This is a genomic window from Amycolatopsis sp. NPDC051373, assembly GCF_040689465.1.
Lineage (GTDB): Bacteria > Actinomycetota > Actinomycetes > Mycobacteriales > Pseudonocardiaceae > Amycolatopsis.
Genome location: NZ_JBFBAE010000022.1, coordinates 68,986 through 94,168, shown reverse-complemented (window position 1 = coordinate 94,168; position 25,183 = coordinate 68,986). Strand labels below are relative to the sequence as shown.

Here is a 25,183-nt window from a genome sequence, read left to right as displayed (position 1 = left end):
CGGAGGTTATTCCTCACTCTGTCGACGTCGAACACGACCCTGCCGCGCAGCCCACCGCCTCAGGATCATGGCTGTACGGTGTGGACAGGCACCACCAGCCACCCCTCGCTCGGGTGGCCGTGATCGACCCTGCTGACCTGCCTGGAAACGGCCGTGCACATGTTCGGGCACTGACTCCCGGCGCGGCGAATGGAGAAACCGGCCGTGGCCGCGCGAAGCGCCGCCGCGATCTGCTCGGGCATAGTCGCGGCGCATGACGAGCCCCGCCAACTGCGTGACCTGCGCGCAACGGGGCGAGTTGTTGCCGGTTTATCCAGTCCGATTTGGATCTGAACACTTGCTTGGCCCGCGCGGACGAACCGGCAACCGCGGATTGTCCGGTGGCTACTTACCGTCCCGGCGGTTCCGCGGTCGCGTCGGCCTGCGGGTTGCGTGCGGAGAGGACGGTGAAGAGGGTGGCGATGAGGGCGAGTCCGCCGTAGCCGAGGGCGATCTGCGGCAGCGAGAAGGTGGTGGAAAGTTGCCCGGCGATCAGCGCCGGGATCGTGGCACCGCTGTAGCTGAGGAGATAGACGACGCTGAAGATCGGCGCGCGGTCCGCCAGGGTGCTGCCCGACAGCAGGCACCGGGTGGAGGCGCTCATGGCGATGCCTTGACTGGCGCCGGCGACGATGGTTGCCGTGATGAACAGCACTAGTGTGCCCGTGGCGATCGCCGTGATGATGCCGATCATGCCGGCCAGGAAGGCGATCATGCCGAGGCGTTGGGCCGCTGCTGGGGTGAACCGGCCGCTGAGGGGAGCGCCGAGAACACTAGGGCCCATATAGGCGGCGAACACGAGTCCGAGGACGAGCGGGCTGCTGGCGTGGAGTTGATCTTCGACGAGGGCGGGCACGAACGCTTGATAGAAGGCCCCGGTCGCCCAGGTGGCGAGCAACACCGCTGCCGCAACGGGAAGCAGGTGCCTGGCCCGCGCGGGTACCCCGACCCGGGGGCGCAGCGACCGCCAAGCACCCGGCGTCGGAGTGGCCGTTTCCGGGCTGACGACGATGAGTGCGATGGAAAGCAGAAGCAGGCCGATCACGACCAGGTAGATGAGATCACGTGGCCAGGGGCCGAACTGGACGAGGGCGCCGGAGGCGATGGCGCCGACGGCGAGGCCGAGCATGACTGTCTGACTGGAGGCGACCGAGGCCAGCCACGCCGGCCTGGCGGGTGCGGCGTCCACTATGTACGACGTGAGACTGCTGCTGGCCAGCCCGGCACCGAAGCCCATCAGGAGCCGGCCGGCGATCAAGACGCCGAGGTGGTGCACGTTCAGCAACAACAGGCAGCCCAGCAGGAGCAGGCCGAGGCTGGCGATCGACGTGGGCCTTCGACCCAGGTGATTGGACAACCGCCCCAGCGTCAGCAAGGTGCTGAGGGTGGCGGCGGAGTAGGCGACGACGGTGATCGAGATCCCGGCGTTGGTGAACCCGTCCTCCGCCCGGTAGACGTTGAACAGCGGAATCGTCGAACCCACCGCCACAAACACGGCCACCAGGGAGACCACCGCCGATACGAATGCCAGCCGGAGCGTCCTGACCTTGCCGGCAGGGTTCGTCACTGGTGCCGCGTTGTGCATCGAGCCACGTCTTTCTGGTGTTGGCTACGCCTAAAGGTTTTGTGCGGTCCCGATCGAAGTGCACGGATGTCTCACGACCAGGAGTCTCGCGGGCGGCGGGGCAGGTGCCCGGAGCGACGCGCCGGCCGAGACACAGACCCAGGCGCCATCACGCCTCTGATACACGTCTGTGTGCAGAGCGCGAAGAACTCCTCAGGGTTGCGCGTGACACCTGAAACCTACCTGATGAAAATCCTCAGCGAGCACGGCCCCGAAGCACGCGGTATCGCTAGCCTGGTCGGCTTCGACGTAGCAAAGGTTGAGCGACTCGAGGATCGCCAGATCCTCGAGTGACTGCTTGGTTTCGCTCATTTTCCTTGCCCCTCTGCGTGCGGTTCAGCGGTCGTTGTAGGCGCGCACAGCGACCAGCGCCATCGTGCAAGTGCTTAGCGCCGGTCCGTCGCGCCGTCTTACGAACAGCGAGGTGTTCTCGGTAAGTTGATCAATCCGGGTTGCTCGTGGCCGGCGGGCGATTGCTCTCGCTGGCCGGTTGGACGTACGCGCCGCAGCTGGCCGACCTGCCGGACGGAGCGCCGCACAAGCTTCGCCGTAAGTTGCGCAATCTGCGACGCGTCTTCGCCACCGCAGCCACGACCTCGCCCCGCGGTCTCCACACCGCTAGAGGCACCTTCGCTGGCCTTCTGCGCAGATTGCAGCAGTGCGGACAGGTCCTGGGTGCGCAGCCAGTACGCGTCCGCCGCAGGCCCCGACCACGGCCGCAGATCAGCTGACATCGCGTCGTTCAGGTCGGACGAGACGCTCCCGAGCTCCGACCTCGAACAGCCTCAGCTGGTCCCTTCGCACCAGCATCGAGGTCACGAACGCCACCGGCACCGAACTTCCCGGCTCGACCGGCGTGGTGTCTCAAGGCACCGGAAACGTCGTGAACCTGTCTGTTTCCGGCGATGGCCGCGCCGTCTTCGCCGGGACGACGCGCTTGGGCAGGGGCCGTCACGACCGGTTTCTCATCGATATTCCCACCGCGCACCCCCGGAATGAACAGTCAGTCACGGGGGTGCAGGACCGACGCCAAGAGCGCGAGGTTGGCAGACGTGAACTCGCCGGGTGCGGACACGCGGATGCCGAGCATCGCGGTGAACGCGGTCAGAGCGTGGAGGGCGATCAAATCTCCTGCCGGGCCGTCGCCGAACGAGGCAGCGGCCGCAGGGAACCGCCCCTCGAAGAGCGCGTCCAACGCGGTCGACACGGCCAGCTCGTGGTGCGGTGGCACCGTCGCGGCCAGCCGCGACAGAACCCCGGTCCGGATCTGCGCGGCCCTCAGCCGGACACCCGCGGCGCGGGCCTCGGCGGTGAGGTACGCGGCGAACCGGGTTGCCTCGGCGAGTACCTCGCCCACACGCCCGCTTGCGCCCACCTGACGGATGACCCGAGCGATCCGGCCGACATCGTCCTCGACGTAGCCGCCGATCAGGTCGAAGACCAGCGCCGCGCACCGGCTGCGGCGCGCCTGCTCGCCGATCTTGGCGCCGCTCCCCCGCTCGTCGGCTTCGCCCGGCACGGCTTTCGCTCCAAGCCGAACGCCGACGGCAGAGTTCAGCTGTGCCGATGACTCGTCCACACGCCCACTCCTCTGCAGCTTGGCTCAATACTGGCGTCGGGCGACGTTCAGTTCTTACCGGCGGATGACGCCGACGTACCAACGCCGCGACGAGCCGCCAAGCGGTCCAGCCTTCCGCCTATCAGGCGCGGAAACCATGGTGACGCTGCGGGATGCGCGCCCACGCGGCGACAAGTCCGCCAGCCACAGCATGGCGCCTTCCGGTGTCATCTCCTCGGCTGTTCGCCTCGCGAGCGAAATGCGATCACTGCCCGTTCCGGACGAGGAGGCTTTCCAGGCCGTGCATGAGCGTGCTGTCACGCCAGCGGAGCTCGTCCGGCGCGACGGCGAGGCGCAGGTGCGGAGAGCCTGTGATCAAGGCGGCCACGGCGAGGCGGCCCTCCAGCCGCGCCAGCGGCGCGCCCGGGCAGTAGTGGATGCCGTGGCCGAAGGCCAGGTGCCCGGCGGCCGAGCGGGTGATGTCGAAGCGGTCCGGGTCGGGGAACACCGACTCATCACGGTTGGCCGAGAGTACCGACAGCAGCACCGTCTCGCCCTCGGGGATGGTCCCGCCGGCCAGCTCGATCGAGGAACCGGCGAACCGCGTCGGCAGGATGTTCACCGGGGACTCGTACCGCAGCACCTCTTCGACGACGTTGTCCACCAGCGAAGGATCGGCGCGCAACGCGGCGAGCTGGTCCGGCGAGGTCAGCAGGCACAGCACGGCGTTGGCGATCAGGTGCACCGACGTGTCGTGCCCGGCGATCAACAGCAACAGCGAAGTGGCGACCAGCTCGTCCGCGCTCAGCCGGTCACCATCCTCGTCGGACACCGCGATGAGTTCCGAAAGCAGGTCCGTCCCACGGTTCACCCGCTTGCGTTCGATCAGCGCGCTCAGGTACTCAACGGCTTCGGCGAGAGCCTCGTAGTACCCGTCGCCGGCTTCGGCGTCGTTGATAGCCTGTGCCCAGCCCCAGAACGCGCCGCGGCCGTCCTGCGGGATACCGAGCAGTTCACAGATCGCCAAGGTGGTCAGCGGCACCGCGAACTCCCCCACCAAGTCCACCGTCGCGCCCGGCGCGAATGCGGCGACCAGCTCGTCGGCCACCGCCGACAGCCGCGGGCGGAGCCGCTCGACCGCGCGCGGGGTGAAGGCCTGGTTCACCAGCCTGCGCAGCCGCGTGTGGTCGGGTGGGTCGCGGTAGATCATGCTGCCGCCCAGCGCCCAGTACATCAGCTCTTCACGGGGCGTGAGCTCACGCCGCTCGGCCGCGGCCTCGCGCTCGGCCTTCGAGCGCACGTCGTGGCGGACTCGGCCGTCAGCCAAGAGGGCCCGCACATCCTCGTAACGGGTGACGAGGGCCGCCGCGGGCTGGCGCGCCTCCGAAACCGGGCATACCGGCGCTGACCCGCGCAGCTTCGCCATGAAGCCGTGCGCGTCCTGCATCGCTTCACCATCCACCGCCACTCGCATGCATGCCACCGTAGGCGCACACATCGATTGATCAACTACTACGCAGAAACCACGACCTGATGAGGCAGCAGACGAAGGTGTGATCAGGCAGTAAGACCTGACGATCGGGAACAATCGGATATCAGGAGCAGTGGTGGGCTCGTGCTTCTCCAGCCAAGCCAGGATCGGCCCATGCCAAACCCGGGAACATCGAGTTACCCGTTTGCCGGAGGACCTTCGCCACCACCTCCTGGTCGCGCCAGCGACGCAGCGTCGACGCGCCACGAGCGTCCATCCAGGACACCGCGCAGCGCACCGCGCGCCCGTGCTCATCGGCGAGTCACACCCCATCTCCCTGACCGGTCAGCCCGATCAATTCCGGGGTGGTGCGGCAGCGACCGCCGCGCGGGTGACATCGACGACCGAGCGGAGCACTTCTACCGAGTCCAGTTCGAACTGGCCGGGCGCGGGCCGGTGCACCTTCGTCCGCTGGGTCCGCGCCGCCGGCAGCATGCCGTTCTCGTCCATGAACCACGGCCTTGATGATCGACGTACCGAGATCAATACCCAAGGAGGTCACACTCATCACAGATCCCTACGCGGCTCGGCGGGCCGCGCGCTCACTCAGACAGAGTGACGGTGCCTAAATTTTTGCTTCTCCTTGCCCGACCGGTCTTACCGGTTTGCAGGCGACCAAAATCACTTTGCGGGGCCCGAACAAGCCGGCAGTTCGCGGGCGCAAGTGGCTGCGGGCGCTGACGACGGGCGGTGCTCGGGGCCGGCACCGCATTCGCCGCGTACCTTACTGACACATGACCGGTACATGCGTGATCATTATCATCAGTCCGCGCTCGGCAACCGCATGTCCGCCGATGAATGTCCATTGTGGCTGATGGCAGTGCGCGGTACGGCAAGTACCGGCGCAGCGCGGGCGCAGCATGCATCGAGTGGCCGGCAACTTCCACGGCCGCACCACGACGATCGTCAGCTTCTCCGACGACCCGGACGCGCAGGCCGGGCTCGGGCCCTTGACCCGGGATTCGGGCCCCAGCAACTTGTGCGACCGAGCGAATCCGGCGAGCAGGCCGGATACCATGCGTTGCAGACCGTCCACTGGCACACCTTCACTGAACAGTGCCGATGACCCTTTGACGAGAGACTGAAGTGGCACCTGAACGAACTTCCCACACGCTGCCGGGGCTCACTGCGCCCGCGGAGATCGTGGTCGACCGCTGGGGTGTGCCGCACATCTACGCGGCCAGCACCTACGACGCGTTCCGCGTGCAGGGCTTCAATGCCGCCCGCGACCGGTTGTGGCAGATCGACTTCTGGCGCCGGCGGGGTCTCGGCCGGCTGGCGGAGGTCTTCGGGCCCGAGCATGCCGAGCGGGATCGCGCGGCGCGGTTGTTCCTCTACCGCGGCGACATGCACCGCGAATGGCTCGCGTACGGCTCGGACACCAAGCGCGCGACGACGGCGTTCGTCGAGGGCGTGAACGCGTTCGTTCAGCTCACCCGACAGAACTCCGATCTGCTGCCGGCCGAGTTCCGCGAGCTGGAGTACGAGCCGGCGCTGTGGGAGCCCGAGGATGTGGCGCGCATCCGCAGCCACGGCCTGTTCTATAACGTCCGCGAGGAGGTCGCCCGCGCTCGCACGCTGCGCGACCTGCCGGCCGAGGCAGAAGAGCTGCGCCGCCGACGCGAGCCGTGGCGTCCCCTCGAGGTCCCGGACGGCCTCGACCTCGCCGCGATCCCCGACGACGTGCTGCGCGTGTACGACCTGGCCACGACCGCGCCGGTCTTCGCGCCGCCCGCGCCGCAGGACCCGCAGGGCGACGTCCTACCCGAAGGCAGCAACAATTGGGTCCTCGCCGGGTCCCGCACGCGCTCGGGCCGTCCGCTGCTGGCCAACGACCCGCACCGCCCGGCCGCCGAGTTGCCCGGGCTGCGCTACATCGTGCACCTCAATGCGCCTGACTTCAACGTGATCGGCGGCGGTGAACCCGCGTTGCCCGGCGTCTCCATCGGCCACAACGGCCGGATCGCCTTCGGGCTCACCATTTTCGCGATCGACCAGGAAGACCTCTACGTCTACGAGACCGACCCGGCGGACCCGCGAAGCTACCGCTACGACAGCCGCTGGGAGCCGATGCGGCGCGTGACCGAGACAATCGCCGTGCGCGACGGCGACCCGGTGGAGACCGAGCTGCTCTTCACCCGCCACGGGCCGGTCGTGTACCGGGACCCGGAGAAGCACACGGCGTTCGCGGTGCGCGCAGCCTGGCTCGAGGCCGGCATGGCGCCCTACCTCGGCAGCATGGACTACATGCGCGCACGGAACTGGGATGAGTTCTCGGCGGCGATGAACCGCTGGGGCGCCCCGCCGGAGAACCAGATCTACGCCGACCCGTCGGGCCGCATCGCGTGGCAGACCGGTGGTCTCACACCGATCCGGCCCAACTGGGACGGCACGCTGCCCGTGCCCGGCGACGGCCGCTACGAGTGGGCCGGCTTCTACGACACCGACCAGCTGCCCGGCGCCATCGACCCGGAGACGGGGTTCCTGGCCACGGCCAACGAAATGAACCTGCCTCCGGGCTTCCCGTCGGACCGGCATATCACCTACGACTGGTCCGCGCCGTATCGCAAGCACCGCATCGACGAGGTGCTCGCGCAGACCACGGACGCCACCCCGGAGAGCATGGTCGCCCTGCAGAGCGACTTCCTGTCCGTGCCCGCGCGGCGGGTCGTGGCGCGACTGCGGGAACTGCGGGCAGACGTCGACGGGCTGGACCTGCTGAAGAGCTGGGACGCCGTGCTCGCCCCCGACAGCGCGGCCGCCGCGCTGTTCGAGGTCTGGTACCGCCGGCACCTGCGGCCCGCGCTGCTGGCAGAGGCTCTGGAACCGCTGGTGGGCGCGGAAGCTGTCGACACGACGACCGCTCGTATCTCACCCGCGGAGGACTCGCTCGCCGACCCTCGCGTCGACCTCGAACTGGTCGAGCATTCCGATGCGTTCGCCTATGTCGTCGCGAAAACCCTGCCTGTCGCGGTGGCCGAGCTCGAAGAACTGCTGGGCACCGACCGGAGTGCGTGGGAGTGGGGCCGGCTGCACGTCGCCCGCGCGCAGCACCCGCTGAAGGCGCTGCTGCCCAACCTGCCCGCGGACCGGCTCGCCACGAAGCCGCTCCCGCGCGGCGGCAGCGGCGACACCGTCGGGAACACCGCGTACGGCCCGAATTTCGTGCAGTCGGCCGGCGCGACGTTCCGGATCGTCGTCGACGTCGGCGAGTGGGACTCGTCGCTCGCGATGAACGCACCGGGCCAGTCCGGTCGGCTGGACGACCCGCACCTGACCGACCTGTTCGCCGCGTGGGCCCGCGGTGAGGCCTTCCCCCTGCTCTACAACCGCGATCGGATCGACGCCGAGGCCGAAACCGTGATCGAGCTGAACCCGCCCGCCTGACATCTCTACGCGAGGTGCGCGACGGGGCCGCCTCGCGGACGCACAGAATGCCCGCAGTAGCCTATGAATGGGGTTTGGAACGGAGATATGGCAACGACGCGTCAGGCTTCGCCAACCCCCTGAGGGGTTAACCTCGCGAACGAAGTCGCGATCAGGTACCGGCGACTGTTCTCCTCCGGGAACGCGTAGTTGGGCACGGTGTGGGTAAGCGGGGAATGGCGTAGATCGTGCGGGGCCCGCCCGTTGGTGGCAGTGCCGGTGGCGAGGTGGCGTTCGGCGGTGCCGCAGGCCATCCGGCGCCGCACCGCAGACTGCCGTTGTCAATATTCCAGAGCGCGATGCCGTCCTGGGGTGCGCGGCAGGTCGACAGGAACATCGGCCTCGTGCGGAACCGCCCGAGAAGTTGCCTGACCGTCTGGCCCGTGGACAGCGAACCTTTGGACTTCACGTCCCAACACGGCGAAGCGTTCATCCTGGCGAGGCTGACACTGGCTGCACCATCGACATCGCACTTCAGGGCTCTACTTAAGGGGAACGGAGCGTGGGTCGCACGTGGCGGCCGAGGCGGTCGCCGGACAGCTCCACTGTGGTGTTCCAGTCCTACCGTGAAAGCAGCTTCGGCCTCTGGACGATTCGGGCCGACGGCACCGGTCTGCGCCGCCTCACGAGCGGGCCGTTCGACCACCGGGAACCAGTTTTTTCGCCGGACGGCGAGAAAATCGCCTACTCGTCCGACGCGCCGGGCAGCTACGGCATCCACGTGCTGGACGTCGCGTCGGGACGGGCCACGCTCGTCACCGACACGCCCGACGAGGAGTACGAACCGGCGCGGTCGCCGGACGGGATCAAGCTCGCCTTCGTGGCGGCCGGGACGAGGATCGACGTCGTCACGGTCGCCGGCGGCGCCCGCAGCACGTTCGCCACCGAGCCGGGCACGGCGCTGCACAGTCCGATGTGGACACCGGATGGCGGCGACCTCGTCTACGCGCGTTACTCCGGCGGCGTACCACCGGTCGCGGTCGGCGTCGCCGAGCTGGTGCGGGGCGGGAAACGCTGTTCACCGGCAAAGACGTCTTCCCGTTCCGCGTCTCGTGGCCGAGCGCCGACGAGCACCTCATCCTCAGCGCCGCAGCGGTATCGTTCTAGATGCAACGGTGTCGTCCCGCCGGCCGGGACATATCACCGTCAGGGAGGACCGCCCGACTTCCTGTTCTGCATATCTTCTCGGACTGCTCGGTAGTTCGCGACTCCCCTTCGAATCCGTCAGCACGCAGATGCCTGCGGATCGCACGGGAGGAATACGACTTGTCGCCGCGGACGCGGTTGAACCGCGATCGATCACGTGATCAGGCGGCTCGCCGAGCAGATTCGTGTAGTTCGACCCACCCCCGTGGGTCGAACTACGTTGGTGGCGTGCAGATGCGCCCGCGCGATCGTGGAATCGACCGTCGACGTCCGCGGCTGGGTCGACGTCCATTACGAGGTCACGCGACCTGGCGGCGCGGCTCAGCGTTGGTCGTCGAAGACCGGCCTCTCCTGTGGCGAGCGACGGCTTGTCGTGCTTGCGTCGGTGATCGCGGCGGTCGCTGCTGCCTACGACGGTCTCGGGCCGTCCGGTCTGCGGCAGACGGCTCTTGATGAGGTGCCGGCCGAGGTCGATGAACGTGGACGCGAAGGACTGGCCCGCTACCTGGCCGAGCTCGACCTGGACTTGATGTGCACCAGTTACCTCTGAGACGGTGCGCCGGGGGCGTGGGACAGCATCGACGCGCATGACCTGGAGGAGGCCGCTGACGGCACCGTCGTCGCGTTCCCCATGCTGATCCGCGGTTTGACCGAGCTGCCAGGAGACGAGGGCGTAATACCGTTCCGCCGAGCAGGCCTACGGCCGCCGTGCGAGCCTCCGGATCCGCAGGCGCGGTGACTGTCACCGTCCCCTCGGACATCGTCACGTCGGCCAACAACGCAGGAGCGTAGATCTGGGTGCTTTCACCCGTCGGCTGCGAGCCCGCAGCGAAATGCTGACGCCCGCCATCGTCGCGGCTCACGCTCTCCGAAGACAGCTCGCTACTGCGGCTCTCGATAAGCGGAGTCTGCAGATGGAAAACCCGACGCTGACGCTGTCTCCGATGTACTGGAGTTCCGAATCCGCGACGCTGAACAAGCCGTCCAGAACAGCGGGTTTCCCGAGCGTTACGCCCCACGCGAGCAGCAGGTGACGGACATCGTCGCGAAATTCTGCACGCTTGCAACCGATTGTAAGATCGAGACCGAACGACCGGATTGCGGTGTGCGGAGACCCGGCCGGCCGCTTCCGTAATTGCGACGCCTAAGACTCGTGGAGCCGCGGCCACGTCGGCGATATGTATGCCCGTGCCCATACGGCTGCTGTGCACTGTCCGGACCCCGTCGGCACTTGAGGCGACGGTCATTGCCGCGTTGGCAGACATCGGCTGGCAGGTCGCTGTCCGAGCGGACTTCGACGTCGCCGGGCTCGCGCACGTACGCATGCTGCTGGCAGCGTGCAGTCGTGCGCGTCCCTGGAGGATGGGTGCGCTTGACTACACCCGGTCGGGTTCGGTCGCCCAGAGTACGCCGGTCGAGGCGCCGGCCCGGTTCCGGCAGCGCGGCCAGTACCTCGGTCGCCTGGCGATGGAGCCGGAGGGGGCCGGGTGAGCGGCGATTCGGGCCAACCAGCCCATCGACCGCAGCCGCCACCGCACCGCGGGAACATCAACTCGTTGCACAACGTGCACAGGCAGGTCGTGCAAACCGCTGTCGAGATCGGTGCGGGTCATGTCCAGCAACTGGCTGCGGGCTTACCACGACGATCGGCTTCCCGCCGCCTTGCCGTCCGGAGGCGAAGGCCTGCGGTGCCTCGGCCAGCGAATGGCGCGACCCGATCGGCACGCGAAGGTTGCCTTCGCGCACGAGTGCGACCAGCTCGGCCAGGCGGGCGCGGTCGGCTTCCACAACGAAGAAGACCGACCGTCCGTAACGCGGCTCGACCTCCGGCGGGGCGGCGATGGTAACGAGCGTGCCGCCCGCCCGCACCAGGCCGGCGGATTGCACGCCGATCTCCTCGCCGAACACGTCGAGAACCACGTCGACCTCGCCGACGTCTTCCAGCCGCTCGTTCTCCAGGTCCACGAACGCGTCGGCACCCAGGTCGAGGGCGACCTGACGATTGCCGGCGCGGCCCGTGCCGATCACGGTCGCGCCCGCTCGCTTCGCCAGCTGCACCGCGAGCGAGCCGACCCCCCCGGCGGCGCCGTGGATCAGCACGGTCTGCCCCGCCTCGAGCCGGCCGTGGTCGAACAGGGCCTGCCACGCGGTCAGCCCGGAGACCGGCAACGCGGCGCCGACGGCGTGTTCGACGTCGGCCGGCAGCGGCGCGAGGTTGCGGGCTTCGACGGCGGTGAACTCGGCGAGCGACCCGTCGCGGGTCCAGTCGGCGAGCCCGAACACGCGCTGCCCGACGGTGAGCCCGGTGGTGCCGTAGCCGAGCTCGGTGACGACACCTGACAGCTCGTGACCGGGCACGCTGGGTGTCCGGTCACGGCCCGCCCGATCGGTCCAGCTGCCCGGCCACTCCAGCTCGCCGGAGGTGAAGCCGGCCGCGTGCACCCGCACGATGACGTCGTTCTCCGCGGCGTGCGGGGCCGGGCGGTCGGTCAGGGTCAACCCTTCGACCCCGGCGGCGGGGTCCTTGACGGTGATGGCTTTCATGCTGAGTCCTCGTGGTGAGCGGGCAATGGGGTTTGGCCGTGGGCCTTCATCGGCCTGTCCGCGAGGCTAACTCCGGGTCGACTCGGCACCTGGGTCCACTTGGGACGCGCGAGCGGGGACCACTCGGGTCACGCGAGCGCGCGGACCAGCGCGTCGAGAACCCCCGACCACCCGCTCGGCGAAGGTGCGGCGAAACCGATCACCACGCCGTCGCGGTTCGAGGCGGCGTCGGGATGCCGGAAGAAGCTCAGGGGTTCAACCGTCAGCTGCTCGGCGGCGATCCGCCGCACGAGTTCGCGGCCCGTGCGCCCGGGTTGTTCGAGCAGGACGTGTAATCCCGCGGCCCTTCCCGCCACGCGCACTTTCGGCGCGCGCTCGGCGAGCGTCTCGACGAGGTGCCGGCGCCGGCGGCGGTACTGCGCGCGCATCGCCCGGATGTGCCGGTCGTAGGCACCCGATTGCACGAACTCGGTCATCGCCAGCTGGTTCACGAACCCGACGGTTTCCTCCGTGTCCCCCTTCTGGGCGGTGATCACGTCGACGAGGCGGTCGGGCACCACGAGCCAGCCGAGGCGCAGGCCCGGCGCGAGCGATTTGCTCGCGGTGCCCAGGTACAGCACGTGATCGCGGTCGAGTCCCTGCAGCGCGCCGACGGGGGACCGGTCGTAGCGGAACTCGCCGTCGTAGTCGTCTTCGATGATCAGCGCGCCGTGTCGGCGGGCCCACTCGACGATCGCGGCGCGCCGGTCGTACCGCAGCGCGACGCCCAGGGGGAACTGGTGTGAGGGGGTAAGCAGAACGGCGCCGATCCCCGATGACCGTTCGAGTACCGAGGGGTCGACGCCGCCCGTGTCGACGCCGAGGGGAACGGTTTCGAGCCCGGCGTCGGCCAACGTGCGGCGCTGGCTCGGCAGGTCGAACTCTTCCACGGCCACGCGCGTCACCCCGGTCGCCGCAAGCGCGGCCGCGACGAACCGCAACCCCTCCGCGGCGCCACTGCACACGACGACGTCGCCGGCATGCGCACGCAGGCCGCGGGCCCGCGCGAGGTACCGGGCGAGAGTGTCGCGGAGTTCGCCTCGGCCGCGGGGATCCGCGTAGCCGAACGCCTCGAACGGCGCGGTGCCGACCGTCTTCTTCACTGCGCGAATCCACTCGTCGCGCGGGAACGACGACAGGTCCGGATGGCCGGGCCGCAGATCGTGCCCTGGCCGCGAGCGGGTGTCGGCCGGCCGCGGCCGAGCTCGTTCGCCGACGAATTCGGCTACCCGCTCCGAAACTTCGGTGCCGGAACCCTGAAGCCCGGTGAGCCAGCCCTCGCTGATGAGCTCGGAGTAGACCCGGACCACGGTGTTGCGGGCCACCCGGAGGTCCGCGGCCAGGGCGCGGCTCGACGGCAGCCTGGCCCCGGGCGCGAGCCGGCCGGCGCGGATCGCGTCGCGGACCGCGTCCATGAGGCAGGCCCGCACGTTCCTGTCGAGCCGGCCCAGGTGCAGGTCGAGGCCCGTCGTCCTGGGGCCGCGCTCAGCTGCTCGGTCGGTCACGGGTCAACGATACTGACCGGCCGGGATGATCGACTGTGATCACCTTATCCGGTGATCGCGTTCTTGCGAAGTTCGAGCGCACGGCCCGTCGAAACGATCGGTTGCGCCTATTGGTCAGCAGGATCGACCAGAAAGGATCCGCAATTGCAGCGGAGCTTACCAAGGAATTGCTGCTCACGTTTGCAAGGAAAATTCGTACTGCTTGGTCCGCAGCGGTCCTGGTGCACAACTGCGAACTGGGGGATACCGATGATCTGATTCACGTCCACAGAAGGGCAACGGGCCGGTCGGAATTGCTAACGGACTAAACCGCTCGACACGTGGATCGCGACGGTCGCGCCTACGTCGGACCGAAGATGCGGCGCAGACGTGGGCTGGTAAATTGGTCGGCACACACGAGAACTACTACTTCAAATTCACCTTGAAAGCGTTCAGAGCTTGAAGAGCAATTCGGCACTGGTTATCACTAAAGGCGGACCTGGCTTGGAATGGGAGATTTCACATGTCGAGATTGACCTCTTCAATCGAATGATGCCGGACAAGGAGAAGCTGTGGCCGCCACATTCGAGGCAGAAGGTCGAGATATCCATGATCTACCGCTGGAAACATGTGGGAAAAGTGAGTCCTGACCTGGCCGGAAGTGTAGTAGAGGTGCGGATCCTGCGTGTCCACACCATCGACCGCGACCCCAAAAGCCAAATCTGGCGTCGTCGAGGTGATCCGAACGCTCCGGATCACCCGGACCAGCGCGGTCAAGGCCCGGACCCAGACGTTCAACACCCTCTGGGGCGTGATGATCGGTGCGCCCTCGCCGTTGCGGGACGACCTGGTGGCCTTGACCAAGAGGACCCTGATCAACCGATGCCTGCAACTGGACCCAGAAACCGATGACGTCCTCACGCTCATCGGCGCACCCGAGCAGTTGCTCACGGCCGGAGTGACAACAGCACTGCGCGACCTGGCGCGCCGCTGGAAGACATTGGACGAAGAGATCACAACGCTCAACAAGCAGATCGAGGCGTTGGTCCGCTCCACCGCGCCGGAACTCGTCGAACTCCACGGGGTGGGCATCGAGTTGGCTGGGCAATTCCTGGTCACCGCCGGCGACAACGCCGAGCGCATCCGCAGCGAGGCAGCCTTTGCCAAACTCTGCGGAGTCGCTCCACAACCAGCCAGTAGCGGCCGCACCACCGGCCGCCACCGGCTCAGCCGCAGCGGTGATCGCGCCGCGAACAGCGCCCTCTACATCGTGACCATCGTCCGCATGCGCCGTCACCAGCCCACTCGCGACTACGTCGACCGGCGCACCGCCGAAGGACTGAGCAAACGCGAGATCATCCGCTGCCTCAAGCGCTACATCGCCCGCGAGATCTACGCCAACCTTCCGCGATCGGCACCGATCGCCCCAGAGCCAGCCCTCCCGAGCACCGCTTGACGAACACAGGAGCATCGAACGCTCCCACCGCATCGACGCCGAAGAGTTCTACCGCCTGCTCGACGGCGTCGTCCTCGGCGACATCGGCGCCTTCAATGAGAAACTAAGGAATGGGAGGACTACTACAACTTCACCGGCCCCACGGCGGCCTCGCCGGCCAAACCCCGTATGAGAGGCTGCTACAGAAGACCCAACCCCACGCCCAACCTGTCAACCAACCACCAACGACAGCAGCACACCTAGGTCGAGGCCACGCCCCCGCCAGCCCGGCGCGCCCCTTCTGCGCACCGCCTCTGCAGCGCCGCCCCGACAGTCCCGGTCGCCGCGTCCGGTTGCGACCACGCCTGCACGTAGTCGTCGGTTTCCTCTGGTGTGTAGGCCGGGTGGGCGTCTTGCAGGAAGTGGCGGAAGAAATGCCAGTTGTTGGCGTGCACGACCGACTCGGGCAGGTCTGGGAGGGCGAACATGAAGAAGTACCATGATTTCCGGAGCTGGCCGGGGTGATGCAATCCCTGCGACAGCTTGCGCGGGTGCGCCGCGTTGAGGATGGCCACCCGGTCCACGACCTCGGGGTAGCTCATGGCCGTCACCCAGGCGACGGTGCCGCCCCAGTCGTGCCCGACCAGCAGCGCCTTCTCGGGGCCGCGTTCTCGGATGAGGCCGCTGAGATCGGCGGTCAGGTGCTCGGTGTCGTAGGCCTCGACTCCTTCGGCCGCGAGGACAGGTTGTAGCCGCGCATATCCGGCGCGACAACGTGGAACCCGGCCGCCGCGAGCGGTTCGATCTGCAGTCGCCGGCCGTACCAGGACTCGGGGAAACCGTGCAGCAGCACGATCAACGGCCCCCCGCCCGCCTCCACGTAGTGCAGCCGCACATCGCCGACGTCCGCGTGCCCTTCACGCAGATCGCCGCCCTTCAGCCACGCCGCCTGCCGATCGGGTTGTCCGCTCGCGCCGCCACCGCGGTCCTCGCTCGTGCTCATCGTCGCCTCACTTGGCAGCGCGATCGGCGCGGCTTCAAACCGCCGACCAGCCAGGTCCCGCCGGTTTCGCCGCCCAGCCCGGATTCGTCCCGGACGCTGCGGCCGCGAGACGGGAACGATGCCTACGCCTGCCGGGCGCGGCATCATCTCTGAGGGGTGATCCGTGTCCTCCCAACACATGCCAGTCTGCGGAGCCGCGTTCACGTGCGCTTCGGGAGGTCAATCGTGGCGACGACTGCTGAGCAGCGAACCGATGCCATCCGCCCGTTCTCGGTGTCCGTACCGCGCGAGGCACTCGATGACCTGCGGCGGCGCCTCGCCGCGACCCGATGGCCGAGCCGGGAGCTCGTCGAGGACCGGACGCAGGGCGCGCAGCTGGCCGCCATGCAGGCCGTCTGCGGGTACTGGGCGAGCGGGTACGACCTGGGCCGGGTCGAGGCGCGGCTGAACGCGCTGCCGCAGTTCACCACCGAGATCGATGGTGTGGAAATCCACTTTCTGCACGTGCGCTCGCGCCACGACGACGCGCTGCCGCTGATCATGACGCACGGCTGGCCCGGCTCGGTCATGGAGCTGCTCGACTCAATCGGTCCGCTGACCGACCCGACCAACCACGGCGGCCTCGCCCAGGACGCGTTCCACCTCGTGGTGCCGTCCCTGCCCGGCTACGGCTTCTCCGCCGAACCAGTCGAGGTCGGCTGGGACCTCGGCCGCACCGCGCGCGCCTGGGCGGAGCTGATGCGCCGCCTCGGCTACACCCGCTTCGTGGCCCAAGGCGGCGACGTCGGCGCCGGCGTCACCGACGCGATGGGCCGCCAGGCACCCGACGGACTCGTAGGCATCCACACCAACCTGCTCGTGCCCGCGCTCAACGACCCCGCCGCCCTGCCTGCCGGCACTGAGCAGGAACGCGCCGCGCAGGCCGCGATCAAAACCTTCCAGACCAGCGGCAACGGCTACTTCGTCGAGCAGTCCACCCGGCCGCAGACGATCGGCTACGCGCTCCTGGACTCGCCCGCGGCCCTCGCCGCCTGGATGCTCGACCACGACACCGACGCCTACGACAAGATCGCCCGTGCCTTCCTCGACGGGCAGCCCTCCGGCAACCTGACCCCCGACCACGTCCTGGACAACATCACGACCTACTGGCTGACCGGCACCGGCGCCTCGGCCGCCCGCTCGTACTGGGAGGCCTACGGACCCGATGCACCCGCCGCGCAGAACCCGGCGCCGCCACCCGGCGTCGGCGTCCCGGTCGGCTTCACCACGTTTCCCGGCGAGATCTGGCAAACCCCCCGCAGCTGGGCCGAACAGGCATACCCCACCCTCGACTACTTCCACGCAGCGGGGCGAGGCGGCCACTTCGCCGCGTGGGAAGAACCCGAACTGTTCGCGGCCGAGCTCCGAGCCGCCTTCCAACCGCGCCGAGCCGACATAGCCGCGAAACCCGGTCGCTGACCCCACGCCCACCACACGCAACCGGATGTCACGAAGAAGGAACCTGCCGACGCTGGAGCTTCCGTACCGCGCGGGTGAGTGATCGAGCGCCGCCGAAGTCCACGGCGGCGTGGCACCTCGGCGACCAGTACGACGACGGCACCAACCAGCAGGTCGCGACTCTGCTGCTCGCTTCGGCTGTGTCCGGTGTTGTCAGCGGCGAGACCACGGGGAGAGGGAAGGTGAGAGGCACGGGAACTTCCCGATGGGTGCCGCGCACGGCGCGGAACTGCCCTACCTGTTCGACGGGAGCTTCGCCGGACCCCGAACGGCACCGCCCAGCCCCGCCCAGTTCGCACTGCCCCACACGCTGATCAGCTACTGGACCTCGTTCGCGAAAACCGGCAATCCGAAAGCGACGGATCTCCGGCATGGCCCGTATATCGAGCAGCAACACCGCTACCATCCCTGTCCACGGACGGCACGCGGCAAGTCGATTTCGAGGCCGAACATCACTGTTCGTTCTGGCAAACCGTGAGCCGGTGATCACCACCGGTGCACCAATGCGCACCAATCCGGATAACGCAGCTTCTGCGATCCAGCCAATAAATCCCAGACCACGCCGTTGACCGCCGCCGCCGCGATGGCCACGGGCTCGATGTCCGTCCAGACCATGTCGGCAGGCTTGTGGCCGTGGCGGCGGATGATCTCGGCCGCGGCCCGGAGTGCGCCCTCCCGATCGTGGAATTCATCGACACCGCCCAATCCACCAGCCCGGCCGCGTCAGTAGCAGTGAGCAACCGCTGCAGCACGGTGTCCCACGTGCCCTCCCCCGCCATCCGACGATGCCAGGTCCAGATCGTCCGCCACGGGCCGAACACCGCCGGCACATCCCGCCAGACGATCCCGCAGCGGAACCGGTAGATGATCCCTTCAACCATCGCCCGCGCATTCGAGAACGGACGACCGCGCTTGCCCGTACGCACCGGCAGCAAGTCCTCGATCAACGCCCACTGGTCGCCCGACAGCAACTGAAACCGCGACACGACCCACAGCAGCCGAGCAGCCACACGATGATTGTCAGCCACGCCCTAGTTCGTGAGCCGCGCCTTGAGCTCGGTCAGGAAGCCCTTGTCGTGGTTGCTCAGGTGGTCCAGGTCGATCTCCTGCGGCATTTCGTCCCCCGGTTCGCGGTCGAGCAGGTACTTGACCGTCTCCCTCGCCACGCGGTGCGTGTCGAGGTCAGGTATCAGCAGGTCGTCCAGCACCGCGTGCGACATGGTGATCCGGTGCTGCGTGGTGTCCAGCCCGTCCTGCACGACCGCCCGGTACTCCATCGGGCCCGTGCGGGTGACCTCGACGCGTTCGCTCATCGGGCGAGTCTAGCGCCCGGTAACTCGGGAAACGGCTGGGTTGAAATGCTTCCGGGTGCCATCGACCGCTCGGACCACGTTCGTGTGTTGCCGGTATGCATCCGGCCCGGCAGGTCGAGCACGGACCGACCTTCGGTCGATCTGGCGCGGTTACGCCGGCCTCGGCGTGGCCGCAACGCTGACGGTCTCGGCCGTGCTGCTCGTGTTCGGCGCCATTTCCCTGGTGGTGCTGCCGATCCACCCGAGTACGGGCGCACTGGACCGGACCGTGGTGATGCCGTGGCCCGAACCGAGATCGGCATCCTCATCGGCAAAGAGGAAGAGCTCGACTCGTCAGCCGGGCCGTGCTCGTCGAGGTCTGCTATCACGTGCCGTCGGAGAACTCGGCGGAGTTCCTGAAGGCCCTCGCGCGCGTGGGCCTTTCGCGGCAGCGCACGTGCGCACGGAGGTGGACCGCCTACCGCGAACTCAGCGCCCCCGACCGGTACTTCGAGCTCTTCGAGCGTCGACGCCGATCTCTCCCGCAACGCCGCGGAGTTCGCGCTCGAACCGCCGGAGTTCCGGCACCTTCGCGCGACGGACCTTTCGCGACCGACGGCCCGGCCGGCACGCAGCCCGCGGCGTCCGACGTGCGCGCCCGCCGCCCGAACGTACCGGGTCGGCTCCGGACGACGGCTTCGCAACCCGGCCACGGCTAGCTTCGCTCTTGCGCACACCCGCGTGGGAGGATGGCCGAGTCACACGTCGCCCTCTTCTGGCAGGTCGTGAACCTGGCACCGCCCGAGACCGCACCCGAGCACTTCGATACAAGCGTGTGTCCTCAGTGGCAGCGTCGCGGGCCTGTTCGCCGCGCGGGTGCTCGCCGGCCACGCACAGCCAGCTCGACGCGCTGGCGACGGCGAAGTGCGCGCGCGTATTCTGCGAGAAGATCAGCACCCGGATCCGGGTGCGCCCGGAATTCAAGGCCGCGCTCCCCCTGGCCCGGGCCGCTGACCGGGATCTACGACCCATACGGCATGGGCTCCATGCTGTTCGCCGTGCTCGCGGATGGGCGCTGGCGACCGTGCCGAGGTGCCGCTACGAGACAACCCCGCCCTGTACGACCTTCCCCATCAGCCGACGGAACAAATCTGACCCTACGCGGCGTCGATGTTCGCGCGAGGCAGGCGCGACGTTCACGATCCGGACGCGAAGACCCGCTGAGCCCAGGTGGCGAAGGAAGTCCACTCGATCTCCGGATGGGCGGCGTGCAGCGCGGTGATGTCCACCTGGTAGCCCGGTCCGTTGAGAAACTCCCACATCGCGTGCATGTCCGGATTGCGGATGGACTCGAGGGGATACCGGTTGTGGCGCACCTCAAGGCCGACGGCGGCGCTCAGCGAGCGCGACATCTCCGCCGGTGTAGGGGCGTCGCTGGCGAGCTCGATTCGCCGGCCGGCATACTTGCCGGCGTGCACCAGCACCTGGGCGGCGAACGCGCCGTGATCGGAGCGCGCGAGCTGCTGCAGCGGCCGGTCACTCGGCAACGGGAGGTCGAGTGATCCCGCTAGAATCCGTTCCTGATCACCGAGAGCGTTGTCGAAGAAGTACGTGGGCCCCAGGATCGTGTAGGGGACCCCGCTCGCACGGACCTCGGACTCCACGATCGCTTTGCTTTCGAAATGCGGAACCCCAGTCCGCTGAGCGGCGCCGGCGACCGAGCTGAACACGAGGTGCGGCACGTCCGCCTCGCGCACGGCCGCGAGAATCGCCCGCCCCTGGGCCACCTCGGCCTCCACCCCCGACTCGAACGGCGTGGTCAACGCGAACACGCCTGCCACGCCGCGCATGGCGCCGGTGAGGGAATCGACGTCCTCCAGCAAGCCGGAAACGACCTCGACACCGCGCCGGCTCAGAGCCTGTGCACCCGGGCTGCCAGGATCACGCACCAGCGCCCGCACCTCGGCGCCGCGGTCCAGGAGCGCCGCGGTGACGGCACGCCCCTGCCCGCCGGTGGCGGCCAGCACCAGAATCGGACGGTCAGCCATCGCACACCCCCGTGTCAGTTGCGGAACAGCTCACGGCTGCTGCGCACCTCCTGCCCTGTCGGACTGCCCGCCCGAAGGAACACCTTACCGTCGGTCGGTGCAGTGGCACGGCGGCTCGCGGTGACCCTCGGCCGTGAACCAGGCCCGGCACGCTGCCGACGTCGCCGATAGGAGCTGGCGGCCACGGACCTCGACGGGCACGCGTTGCGCCGTTGCGGCCGGCCGGTGGCAGCCACCTCGCAGCTGCTGGGCCTGGACCTCGACCATGCGGAAGATCCGGGCGAGCCTGGTGGTCGCGATGGCCCGGGTCGCCGAGGGTGAAGACGCTGTGGGCGGTGGTCCGCAGGTGCGTGTTGGTGCCGGCCGGCCAGTGTTCGTGGCGTTTGGGCCAGCCAGGCCAGCAACAGTTTCAGGCAGAGCTCGTCGAGGAAAGATCGTGTGGGTCCGACCGCGCCGGCGGACGGTGACCTCATCCACCACTCAGGAGAGCCCGTAGTTGTGCTTCACGTGATCCAATCCGTCGCGACGTTCGCGGCTTTAAGGGGTTGGCCCCAGTTCACGCGTCCGGTAGCCCTGCCGAATCGAGTGGCGACCAAGTCAGCGACCTGCACCTCGTCGACCAGTTCCTTTCGGTCGGCTGGGAAGTACTGGTCGGGTCAGGCGCCGAACACGGTCATGGTGCGGTGCGCGAAGAGCCACTCGCCGTCCACGCGCACGACCCGGTCGTCGAACCGGGCGAGTGCGGCGACACGAGGTGTGTTCTGCTTCGGCGGCTCGACCGACGTCACGACGAGGTAGCTCCAGACGCTCGCGGTGTCGGTATCGATCTTGATGATGAGATGGTTCACGGTGTAGTGCCGGTTACCGAGCCGCTCGGGCTCGAAGTCCTTCAGCCACTGGGCAAGCGCCTTACGGCCTTTGGTGACGCCCGCGAAGTTTTCGAGCTCACCGTCGGGAGTGAAAGTGTTGGCGAAGCCCAGCAGGTCGCCGGTGTCGACCGCCTGCCAGTAGCGGGCGGCTAGTTCGAGGATGGCGAGCTGATCATCGGTGCTCAATCTGTCGACCATGAGTGACACCTCCCAGCGTCGAGCGCCATCGTGGCAGCCGAGACGTTGCGTGGCAAAGCGGTCCCGATCACGCCCCTAGCGGGGCTGATCGCCAGGTCAGACCCGGCGTGAGCCACCCGAAAGGCACTACCTCTTCGCGGTCGGATCGTCCGAGTCAGATCGTCTGGGTCATGCTGCCGTCGATGATGATGCCGGACCCCCATCAGTTTGCCGACGCGGCCGCTGGCCAGGAAAGCCACCAGGTCATCGACCCCCTCGGGTCGTGTGAACCGCCCGGTCACGGAGTCCGCCGCCGCCTTCGCCGCGACGTTGCCGGGCTCCGCGCCCACCGCACCGGTGATCGTCTCCGCTACCCCGCCCTCGCCGAGCCTCACATCCGTCGCAACCGGTCAGCAAGCGCTGGGGCTGACTCAGCAGTCAACGTCGCCTGTGACCATTCTTTGCTCCTTTGGTGCCCGCTGAGTTTCGCCAACGGACCCATCACGGGCGCGCGCTGTTCCTGGAGCAAAGGCACCCCGGGCGTCCGTTCCAGCGCCGGCGCGCGCAGCGGGTGCGTGTGCTCCCGGCGTCACGCGACTTCCGATGCGCCGCAGCCACGCCCGCTTCGCCGGGCAGCAGTGACCACTGCTGCTCATCAGTTCGCCGGGCACCGGTCACCGCCAGTATTTCGGCTGTGCCAAATGGAGCCGTTGACCGCCGTCACGACGATCGTGGCGAAGTACGGGATCACCGCCCTCGCCTGATGCTCTTACTGGGGCAAGGGCGTTGGAGCGTCGCGTCCGAGCCGATGCGCACACTCATCGCCGGCGAGGACCGGCTGGGAGAACCGCTCGGCATAGGACACGCTCTGGACTGGCCGAAACCGCACTCCTCCGACCGCCGCACCGAGGCGAGGTTTCCGGTCACCCTCGCGCGCGACCGTGAGCTCTGGACCGACCAGCGGTGCGTCGTGTGCATTTTCCCGACGACCTCAACCAGGTCATCGGGAGCTGCGGGCGATGGGCGGCGCACCGAAGTTTGATCCGTCGCAGACTCTGCCCAGAGTCCCGTATGCGGACTTCGCGCGCAGCATCGGGCTCGGCGGAATCGCCGTCGACGACCCCGAGTGACTCGGCCATCCCTGGGCCCCGGCGCTGGACGCTGACGTACCGACCCTCCTCGACGTACGCTGCGACCCGGAGGTTCCGCCGATTCCCCGCACGCGACGTTCGAGCAGTCCACGTCCATGACCGAGGCAGTGCTCAAGGGCGACCCCGCCGCGTGGCACCTGGTCGCCCGAAGCCTCAAGACGAAGGTCCAGGAGCTGCTGCCGTCGAGAAACTGAGAGGAGTCCCCTGTGGACACCATTGGCCTGCGCCCGCTGACCACCACAACCGGGCCGTTTGTGTCCGTGCACTTCGACGAATCGCACGACACCGCGGACGCCGCGAAGCAGCTTCGGCTGCGGCTCAGGGAGATCGAGGCCGCGCTGACCGAGCAGGGCGCCGACGCACCGAGCGTGGCGGCGATCCTGCGCATTGTCGAGGCCGGCACACCCCCGGTCGGCAGGGCCGGGCGGAGCGTGATCGCCGCGCACGGTGAGGTCGTCGCCGACCGCCGGCTCCCGGCCCCGCCCGCCACCCAGGAAGCCAGGTACTCGGATCTGCCGTACTTCCTGCCTGTGATCACGCACAGCGCGGACGCGCCCGAACACCTCGTGGTACTCGTGGACCGCCTCGGCGCGAACGTCGAGGTGCACCACCCCGACGGCACCACGCGCGAGGAAACGGTTCAGGGCCGTGACGAGGAGGTACACAAGGCGCGCACGGGCGGCGTGGATCATCGAGATCTGCAGAACCGCATCGAGGAGACTGTGCGGCACAACCTCGAGGACGTCGCCGCGCACATCACCAAGACCGTCGAACGCACCGGCGCCCGGCTGGTCGTGCTGGCCGGTGAGGTCCAGTCGCGAGCCGAGCTGCACAACCTGCTGCCGGAAGCGGTCCGCAGGATCACCACCGAGACCGAAGCCGGCGGTCGCGCAGCGGGCGCCGACCGGGCCGAACTCGACGAGCGGATCCACGAACTGATCGCCGGCTGGCACCTCGCCGAGCTGGACGACCTCGCCGAGCGCGTCCGGGCCGAACTCGGTCGTGGGTCCGGCCTCGCCGTAGTCGGATTGGAAGGCGTCACCGGCGCGCTGGCCGAGGCGAACGTGGTGACCCTGCTGGTCGGCGACCCGGGTAACGCCGAGGTGCTGACCGGCCCCCAACCCGCGCAGGTCGGGGTGACCGAGTCCCGGCTGGCCGCGCTCGGCGCCACGGACCCCACCCCGCACCGGGCCGACGAGGCCCTGCCGTTCGCGGCGGTGGCCGTGGGGGCCGACGTGGTGGTGATGGACGAGCGGATCGACCTCCCCGACGGGTTCGCCGCTCTACTCCGCCACTCGTGAGCACCGGGCGGGGCGAGCACGCGCCTGTCTTGTCTCAGGTCCTCACAAACTGAACGGGACGTTGAGTCCGCCATGGTGTTAGCTCCTTCAGGTCGGCTTCGAGAGAGTCCGACACGCGGTTTCGCAGATCGCGGCGGGTCCGGAGAAGGGAAGTGCGGAATGCTGATCCAGATGAGCACCGACAGCAACTTGCGCGGCGATGAGGAATTGATCGAGCGCCTCGAAGCCGAGCTCAAATCGAAGCTGGCGCGGTTCAGCGACCACCTGACAACGCTGGACGTCCACCTGAGCGACGAAATGGGCAGGGGCACCGACGGTGAAGACCTGCGATGCGTGATCGAAGCAACCCCTGCCGGGCGGAAGCCGGTTGCTGTCACGAACTACGCGGGCTCGGTGGCCGAGGCGTTCAACGGCGCCGTGCACAAACTCGAGCGGGTCCTCGAAACGCTGTTCGGCCGCGCCGGCCACCACAAGGGAGGCGAGACCATCCGGCACATGAAAGAAGACGGAACCAGCTGAGCGGATCGCCGGGCCACGGGTAAGCGGCTCCGGTCGAGGGGCTGGGCGGATGAGCCTGCACCTGGCCGGGGGGCCGGTTCCGGTTGGTCGCGCGCTGGGTGGTCTATCGCTACAACTCACTCGTGAGTAGGCGCTGGGAGCCGGAGGTGGCCTTCACGAGCATTCGTCGGCCTCGGCCGGGCGGGATGACGGAGTTGATCCCCGATCGCCGCCCGATGGAGGGCAGGCAGCACCTCCTCCCGCAACTCGATGACCAGGGCTGGCTCGGGCGGCACGACGTACTGCAACGGGTTGGTGAAGATCGCAGCTCCATCAGTATCAGCTAAAACTGTGATGTCGGACGATACGTCGATTCCCTGGGCTGCGCCGTCCCTGATCCGCCGCACTGCGGCAGCAGCAGTTCGGACTGTCGTGAGCATGGCATCGGCTCCCGAAGCGGTTTCGATCTCGGCATCGAAATCGTTCCAGCCGTCAAAGGCCGGCTTGACGGCGCGCAGACG

23 protein-coding genes and 3 pseudogenes are annotated in these 25,183 nt (G+C 68.3%); 13 read left to right on the top strand and 13 right to left on the bottom strand.

Annotation, left to right across the window (positions count from 1 at the left end):
* Positions 1 to 388: 388 nt before the first annotated feature.
* Positions 389 to 1,624 carry an MFS transporter gene (locus AB0383_RS34430; RefSeq protein WP_366189510.1) on the bottom strand — a complete coding sequence of 412 codons (1,236 nt, stop codon included), beginning with the start codon at positions 1,622 to 1,624 and terminating at the stop codon, positions 389 to 391.
* A gap of 171 nt (positions 1,625 to 1,795) precedes the next feature.
* On the opposite strand from AB0383_RS34430, the gene AB0383_RS34425 reads away from it, so the two are divergent.
* Complete coding sequence (locus AB0383_RS34425) at positions 1,796 to 1,957, top strand: hypothetical protein (RefSeq protein WP_364189866.1); 162 nt, start codon at positions 1,796 to 1,798, stop codon at positions 1,955 to 1,957.
* A gap of 709 nt (positions 1,958 to 2,666) precedes the next feature.
* On the opposite strand, the gene AB0383_RS34420 is transcribed toward AB0383_RS34425, so the two are convergent.
* The 3 genes from AB0383_RS34420 to AB0383_RS34410 all read right to left on the bottom strand — a co-directional run bounded on the left by AB0383_RS34420 (position 2,667) and on the right by AB0383_RS34410 (position 5,202).
* Positions 2,667 to 3,242, bottom strand: coding sequence for a hypothetical protein (locus AB0383_RS34420; protein ID WP_366189509.1), 576 nt, complete (start codon positions 3,240 to 3,242; stop codon positions 2,667 to 2,669).
* Between the two features lie 244 nt (positions 3,243 to 3,486).
* Positions 3,487 to 4,695 carry a cytochrome P450 gene (locus AB0383_RS34415; protein WP_366189508.1) on the bottom strand — a complete coding sequence of 403 codons (1,209 nt, stop codon included), beginning with the start codon at positions 4,693 to 4,695 and terminating at the stop codon, positions 3,487 to 3,489.
* Between the two features lie 351 nt (positions 4,696 to 5,046).
* On the bottom strand, positions 5,047 to 5,202 hold the full coding sequence (locus AB0383_RS34410) for a hypothetical protein (protein ID WP_364190255.1): 156 nt from the start codon (positions 5,200 to 5,202) through the stop codon (positions 5,047 to 5,049).
* Positions 5,203 to 5,579: 377 nt separating this feature from the next.
* Here AB0383_RS34410 and rocD point away from each other — a divergent pair.
* The 5 genes and pseudogenes from rocD to AB0383_RS34385 all read left to right on the top strand — a co-directional run.
* A pseudogene (gene rocD / locus AB0383_RS34405) lies at positions 5,580 to 5,708 on the top strand (ornithine--oxo-acid transaminase); the annotation flags it as partial.
* A gap of 130 nt (positions 5,709 to 5,838) precedes the next feature.
* Positions 5,839 to 8,139 carry a penicillin acylase family protein gene (locus AB0383_RS34400; protein ID WP_364190258.1) on the top strand — a complete coding sequence of 767 codons (2,301 nt, stop codon included), beginning with the start codon at positions 5,839 to 5,841 and terminating at the stop codon, positions 8,137 to 8,139.
* Positions 8,140 to 8,680: 541 nt separating this feature from the next.
* Positions 8,681 to 9,379 carry a hypothetical protein gene (locus tag AB0383_RS34395; RefSeq protein WP_366189507.1) on the top strand — a complete coding sequence of 233 codons (699 nt, stop codon included), beginning with the start codon at positions 8,681 to 8,683 and terminating at the stop codon, positions 9,377 to 9,379.
* Between the two features lie 168 nt (positions 9,380 to 9,547).
* On the top strand, positions 9,548 to 9,874 hold the full coding sequence (locus AB0383_RS34390) for an SbcC/MukB-like Walker B domain-containing protein (RefSeq protein WP_366189506.1): 327 nt from the start codon (positions 9,548 to 9,550) through the stop codon (positions 9,872 to 9,874).
* Positions 9,875 to 10,506: 632 nt separating this feature from the next.
* A complete protein-coding gene (locus AB0383_RS34385) occupies positions 10,507 to 10,815 on the top strand; it encodes a DUF2399 domain-containing protein (protein WP_366189505.1) in 309 nt (102 codons plus the stop codon).
* A gap of 57 nt (positions 10,816 to 10,872) precedes the next feature.
* Here AB0383_RS34385 and AB0383_RS34380 read toward each other — a convergent pair whose 3' ends face one another.
* Entirely contained in the window at positions 10,873 to 11,868 is a 996-nt protein-coding gene (locus tag AB0383_RS34380; RefSeq protein WP_366189504.1) for an NADP-dependent oxidoreductase, read from the bottom strand.
* A 128-nt stretch (positions 11,869 to 11,996) separates the two neighbouring features.
* A complete protein-coding gene (locus tag AB0383_RS34375) occupies positions 11,997 to 13,412 on the bottom strand; it encodes a PLP-dependent aminotransferase family protein (protein WP_366189503.1) in 1,416 nt (471 codons plus the stop codon).
* Positions 13,413 to 14,076: 664 nt separating this feature from the next.
* Here AB0383_RS34375 and AB0383_RS34370 point away from each other — a divergent pair.
* Entirely contained in the window at positions 14,077 to 14,847 is a 771-nt protein-coding gene (locus AB0383_RS34370) for a transposase (protein WP_366189502.1), read from the top strand.
* A gap of 239 nt (positions 14,848 to 15,086) precedes the next feature.
* Here AB0383_RS34370 and AB0383_RS34365 read toward each other — a convergent pair whose 3' ends face one another.
* Both AB0383_RS34365 and AB0383_RS34360 read right to left on the bottom strand, forming a co-directional pair.
* Entirely contained in the window at positions 15,087 to 15,503 is a 417-nt protein-coding gene (locus tag AB0383_RS34365; protein WP_366189561.1) for an alpha/beta hydrolase, read from the bottom strand.
* A gap of 20 nt (positions 15,504 to 15,523) precedes the next feature.
* Positions 15,524 to 15,829: an alpha/beta fold hydrolase gene (locus AB0383_RS34360; protein WP_366189501.1), complete on the bottom strand. Its 306-nt coding sequence runs from the start codon at positions 15,827 to 15,829 to the stop codon at positions 15,524 to 15,526.
* A gap of 225 nt (positions 15,830 to 16,054) precedes the next feature.
* Here AB0383_RS34360 and AB0383_RS34355 point away from each other — a divergent pair, with 225 nt between their 5' ends.
* Together AB0383_RS34355 and AB0383_RS34350 are read left to right on the top strand one after the other, a co-directional pair.
* A complete protein-coding gene (locus AB0383_RS34355) occupies positions 16,055 to 17,287 on the top strand; it encodes an epoxide hydrolase family protein (RefSeq protein WP_366189500.1) in 1,233 nt (410 codons plus the stop codon).
* Positions 17,288 to 17,531: 244 nt separating this feature from the next.
* Entirely contained in the window at positions 17,532 to 17,804 is a 273-nt protein-coding gene (locus AB0383_RS34350) for a carboxylesterase family protein (RefSeq protein WP_366189499.1), read from the top strand.
* A gap of 8 nt (positions 17,805 to 17,812) precedes the next feature.
* On the opposite strand, the gene AB0383_RS34345 is transcribed toward AB0383_RS34350, so the two are convergent.
* From AB0383_RS34345 to AB0383_RS34335, 3 genes and pseudogenes are all read right to left on the bottom strand, one after another.
* On the bottom strand, positions 17,813 to 18,031 hold the full coding sequence (locus tag AB0383_RS34345) for a hypothetical protein (protein WP_366189567.1): 219 nt from the start codon (positions 18,029 to 18,031) through the stop codon (positions 17,813 to 17,815).
* Between the two features lie 56 nt (positions 18,032 to 18,087).
* Positions 18,088 to 18,312, bottom strand: a pseudogene (locus AB0383_RS34340) (transposase); the annotation flags it as partial.
* A gap of 45 nt (positions 18,313 to 18,357) precedes the next feature.
* Positions 18,358 to 18,639, bottom strand: coding sequence for a hypothetical protein (locus AB0383_RS34335; RefSeq protein ID WP_364190787.1), 282 nt, complete (start codon positions 18,637 to 18,639; stop codon positions 18,358 to 18,360).
* A gap of 344 nt (positions 18,640 to 18,983) precedes the next feature.
* Between AB0383_RS34335 and AB0383_RS34330 the strand changes: the two genes are divergently transcribed.
* Entirely contained in the window at positions 18,984 to 19,337 is a 354-nt protein-coding gene (locus AB0383_RS34330; RefSeq protein WP_364190784.1) for an MFS transporter, read from the top strand.
* Positions 19,338 to 19,814: 477 nt separating this feature from the next.
* Here AB0383_RS34330 and AB0383_RS34325 read toward each other — a convergent pair whose 3' ends face one another.
* Together AB0383_RS34325 and AB0383_RS34320 are read right to left on the bottom strand one after the other, a co-directional pair.
* A complete protein-coding gene (locus AB0383_RS34325) occupies positions 19,815 to 20,666 on the bottom strand; it encodes an NmrA/HSCARG family protein (RefSeq protein ID WP_366189498.1) in 852 nt (283 codons plus the stop codon).
* Positions 20,667 to 21,322: 656 nt separating this feature from the next.
* Entirely contained in the window at positions 21,323 to 21,733 is a 411-nt protein-coding gene (locus tag AB0383_RS34320; RefSeq protein ID WP_364188036.1) for a nuclear transport factor 2 family protein, read from the bottom strand.
* 901 nt (positions 21,734 to 22,634) lie between these two features.
* Here AB0383_RS34320 and AB0383_RS34315 point away from each other — a divergent pair.
* The 3 genes and pseudogenes from AB0383_RS34315 to AB0383_RS34305 all read left to right on the top strand — a co-directional run.
* Positions 22,635 to 23,057 (top strand): annotated as a pseudogene (locus AB0383_RS34315) (thiamine pyrophosphate-requiring protein); the annotation flags it as partial.
* A gap of 12 nt (positions 23,058 to 23,069) precedes the next feature.
* Positions 23,070 to 24,164: a Vms1/Ankzf1 family peptidyl-tRNA hydrolase gene (locus tag AB0383_RS34310; RefSeq protein ID WP_366189497.1), complete on the top strand. Its 1,095-nt coding sequence runs from the start codon at positions 23,070 to 23,072 to the stop codon at positions 24,162 to 24,164.
* Between the two features lie 159 nt (positions 24,165 to 24,323).
* Positions 24,324 to 24,683 (top strand): HPF/RaiA family ribosome-associated protein, encoded by a 360-nt coding sequence (locus AB0383_RS34305; protein ID WP_364188040.1) that lies wholly within the window; start codon positions 24,324 to 24,326, stop codon positions 24,681 to 24,683.
* The last annotated feature ends 500 nt before the right edge of the window (positions 24,684 to 25,183 follow it).